Origin of the sequence: Streptomyces boncukensis (genome assembly GCF_011045075.1) — a bacterium.
In the GTDB taxonomy this organism is placed as follows: Bacteria; Actinomycetota; Actinomycetes; order Streptomycetales; family Streptomycetaceae; genus Streptomyces; species Streptomyces boncukensis.
This window is the reverse complement of record NZ_JAAKZZ010000662.1, coordinates 1-3,453: the sequence shown is the minus strand read 5'-3', so window position 1 is coordinate 3,453 and position 3,453 is coordinate 1. Positions and strand designations below refer to the sequence as shown.

Annotated in this window: 3 protein-coding genes; 2 read left to right on the top strand and 1 reads right to left on the bottom strand. The window is 66.6% G+C overall.

Annotated elements, in window-relative coordinates; translation table 11 throughout:
* The first annotated feature begins 39 nt into the window (after positions 1-39).
* Complete coding sequence (locus tag G5C65_RS33885; protein ID WP_165302893.1) at positions 40-399, top strand: helix-turn-helix domain-containing protein; 360 nt, start codon at positions 40-42, stop codon at positions 397-399.
* Between the two features lie 27 nt (positions 400-426).
* Complete coding sequence (locus G5C65_RS33880) at positions 427-1,944, top strand: LacI family DNA-binding transcriptional regulator (protein WP_165302892.1); 1,518 nt, start codon at positions 427-429, stop codon at positions 1,942-1,944.
* A gap of 39 nt (positions 1,945-1,983) precedes the next feature.
* On the opposite strand, the gene G5C65_RS33875 is transcribed toward G5C65_RS33880, so the two are convergent.
* Positions 1,984-3,045 (bottom strand): hypothetical protein, encoded by a 1,062-nt coding sequence (locus tag G5C65_RS33875; protein WP_165302891.1) that lies wholly within the window; start codon positions 3,043-3,045, stop codon positions 1,984-1,986.
* Positions 3,046-3,453: the final 408 nt, after the last annotated feature.

The following is a 3,453-nucleotide window of genomic DNA, read 5'->3' as shown; positions in this document are numbered from 1 at the left end:
TCCCTAGCGATCGACCGGCGGACCGGTGTTGCCGCACCCATGCCCGCCAGAAGAGGACCCCTCTTGCGCGAACCCGCAATACCCCCTGCTCTGCCCCGTCTCTACCGCCCCGAGGAGATCGCCGAGATCCTCGGCTGCTCCGCCTGGTGGGTCAAGGACCGCGCCCGCCGACGGCTCATCCCCTTCACGCGCGTCGGCCGCTCCTATCGCTTCACCGGCGACCACCTCGCGGAGATCATCCGTATGCACGAGGACCGACCAGCCGCCCCTCGGCAGCAGGCCGATCCTCCGCCCACACTGTCTCCCCGCTCCCCTGCACCGACTCCGGCACCCGTGGGACGCCTACGTGCCCGGCCTCCACGACGGGCTCGCCAAGGCCAGTTCGGGACCGCCGCATAGCCGACGACGCAGGAAGGGGAGTAATTCGTGGGTTTCGCGGAGAAGCGCGGAAGCTACTGGCGCGGCCGGTACAAGATCGCGCCGGGCCAGCACCTCACGGTCGTCGACGAGCACGGCAAGGCGATCAAGTTCGCCAGCAAGGGCGAGGCCCAGCGCGCCGCGAGCGAGGCCGAGAACAAATACCGGCGCGGCGACTGGCGCGACCCGGCTCTCGGCCAGGAGACGTTCGGCGAGTACGCGAGCCGTTGGTACGCCGCCCAGGACCTGGCCGCCTCGACCATGCAGAACTACAAGCGCCACATCGAGGAGCACCTGCTCCCCGAGTTCGAGGACAAGGCACTCGCCGGCATCCTGCGCACGGACGTCGACGCCTGGGAGAAGAAGGAGAAGGCCCTCTACGCGGCCTCCAGCGTCAAGACCTGGCGCTCCACGCTCCACCTGCTCTTCGAAGACGCCATCGACGAGGGCCTCATCACCTCCAACCCGGCCGCCCGGCGACGGGGGCGCGGCAAGCGCGCGGGCCGCTCCCGGGACCGTGGCCCGGAGAAGGTCATCACGGATGCTCTCGGCATCCTGCTGACCGCCGAGCGGGCCGCCCTGCTCTCCGGCCGCGACGACGAGTTCGTCGCCTGCGTCCTCAAGGGCTACACCGGCATGCGCTGGGGCGAAATCGTCGGCCTGGAGACGGAGTTCGTCCGGGTCGGCGCGTTCCGTGTCGAGTGGCAGCTCTACGAGCTGGACACCGGCGAGCTGATCCGATGCCCGCCCAAGGACGACAGCTACCGCACCATCGACGCGATGGACTGGCTGACCGCCCTCGTCCTCGACCACATCGCCCGCACGAAGCCGACACCCTGCCCCTGCCACGGCAGGACGTATGTCTTCCGAGGCCAGGGCACGGCGCGTACCGGCGGCTACCACGGTGCGAAGCTCGTCGACGTCGCACGCCTCGCGGGGGTGTCCACGGGGACGGTGTCCAACGTCCTCAACCACCCCGACCGTGTACGGGAGGACACCCGAGTCCGCGTCGAGCGCGCCATCGTCGACCTCGGGTTCGTACGGGGCGGCACCACGTCGGAGCACGCAGCCCACTGGCGTAGGAACGGTTTCGCCACATGGCTGTTCACCCCGGCGGCCTCCGGCTGGTACCCGAAGAAGGCACCCCAGGAGGCCCGCCCGGTGCCGATCCTCGGCGAGCCGTGGCCTGGCATCCCGGCACGCGGACGTGGCGCGAGCCAGCGCGCCGACGCCTGCTGGCTGCCGATCGCCAAGGGCCTCACACCCCACGGCCTCCGGCACAGCCACCAGACGATGATGGACGAACTCGGCACCGAGAAGGTGCTCAGGGACGAACGCATGGGACACATCGACGGCTCGGTCTCCGCGCGCTACACCCACGTCACCCCCGGCATGCGCCAGCGCCTCATGATCGGGCTGACCGAACAGTGGGAGGCGGCGCTCGACGCGCGGCTGGCGATGTGCCCGATGTCACCGGTGCGTGTGCTCGACGGCCTCCTCCGCACCCGCTTGGCCGCTCGTTGCTAGGAGTTGGGGGAGCCTCGTCGACTGGCTCCCCCCCCCGCTTCAGGTACCAAAGACCGCTTGGTACGCGCTCTGACCTGCATCGACGAGCATCGTCAGACCAGGTGTAGCCGTACCGATTGCCGTGAGAGTCGAGTTCAGCCGGTCGAATGCGGCCCGCACCCGACCCGGCTCAGGTGCGTTGGCGGTGGCAGCTTCTTCCAGAACTTCTGCGTCCAGGATTAGTTGACCTTGCTCCTCTGCGGAGACTCCCAGGCTCGGTGCGAACTGCCGGACCTGCTGAGCGAACTCCGCGAGCTTGGATACGTCCAGGCCAAAGCTGTTGTTCTGCACCACGTGCTGGGAGCCGACAACAAAGCCATGGGAGTCGTTGATGTTGTACGTGTCGCCGCCGCTTGGTTGACGGCTCAGATAGTCATTCACGGTTCCTCCGGCGAGTACACAGCGGGTACCTTGTGCAGTGATCAGGGCCGCGACCCCTGCGTTTGTGATCTCTCGCTCCACGAGATCGTGTTCGTTCAGGTAGTCGAGCGCGCCGAGGACCTCTTCATTGGTGAGTGGGTCTCCGGCAAAGCTGCACAGTGGATCCTCCAGGAACGTCAGTACCGGAACGGCGGCTTGCCTTCCGCCCACTCGTAGGACCCACCGCAGCAACACGTCACAGGCGTGCCCGAATCGTTCGACGGCATCGGCGCGCAAGGTGAGCAATCGACGTGCTTCCAGTAGGCCGTCGTCGGTGGGGTACACGTCGGAGAGGCCACCAGCGAGCGTCCGCGCGATCCTGACGAGCCCGAGCTTCTCAAGCTCCAGCGCCATGTTGTCGCTCTCGGCTATTGGTAGTCCCTCATCCTCTGCGAAGCCGATCACGTCTACGAAGTGGCCCGGATCCTGCTGGACGGACTCGTTCAACCAGAGCAGCAAGCGAGACAGCAGTGGATCGTTCTCAAGACCGCTGGCGCTGGCAAGGGTGAGCATGCCCATGGTCGGCGGCTCGACCTCGATGGGGATGCGTACGGGATGCTTGCGGTTCGCCCGCTCAAACTCCTTGGCGATCTCTTTCTGCATCTTCTCGATCGCACGCTTGTTGATCTTGAACCCGGCCATCCGGTCTCCTATGGGGCAGTGGTTGGCTCAAGGCTAGGCGGGGCCACCGACAGCGAGCCCTCGGTTCAGCGCGGAGCTTCCGTCTAGCTGGTGAGGGCATCGGTAGGCGGCTCCCTGGGAGCCGAATCTCGAAGTCGGCTCCCAAACGGCTCCCAAGGACACTCAGGAAAACACTCAGGGGCCCGACCCGCAATGCGGATCAGGCCCCTGAGCTGGTGTTTCCTCTGTCGGGGTGGCGGGATTTGAACCCACGACCTCTTCGTCCCGAAGCAATTGAGGTAGGTGTTTGAACAGGGGCGACCATTGCGTTGACCTGCGGTGATGGTTCGCCGTTGTTCGCGGTCGTCCGTCGTTGCCCGCCACGGTTGTCACGCAGTTTGTCACTCACCTACCCCCTCACTACTCCAC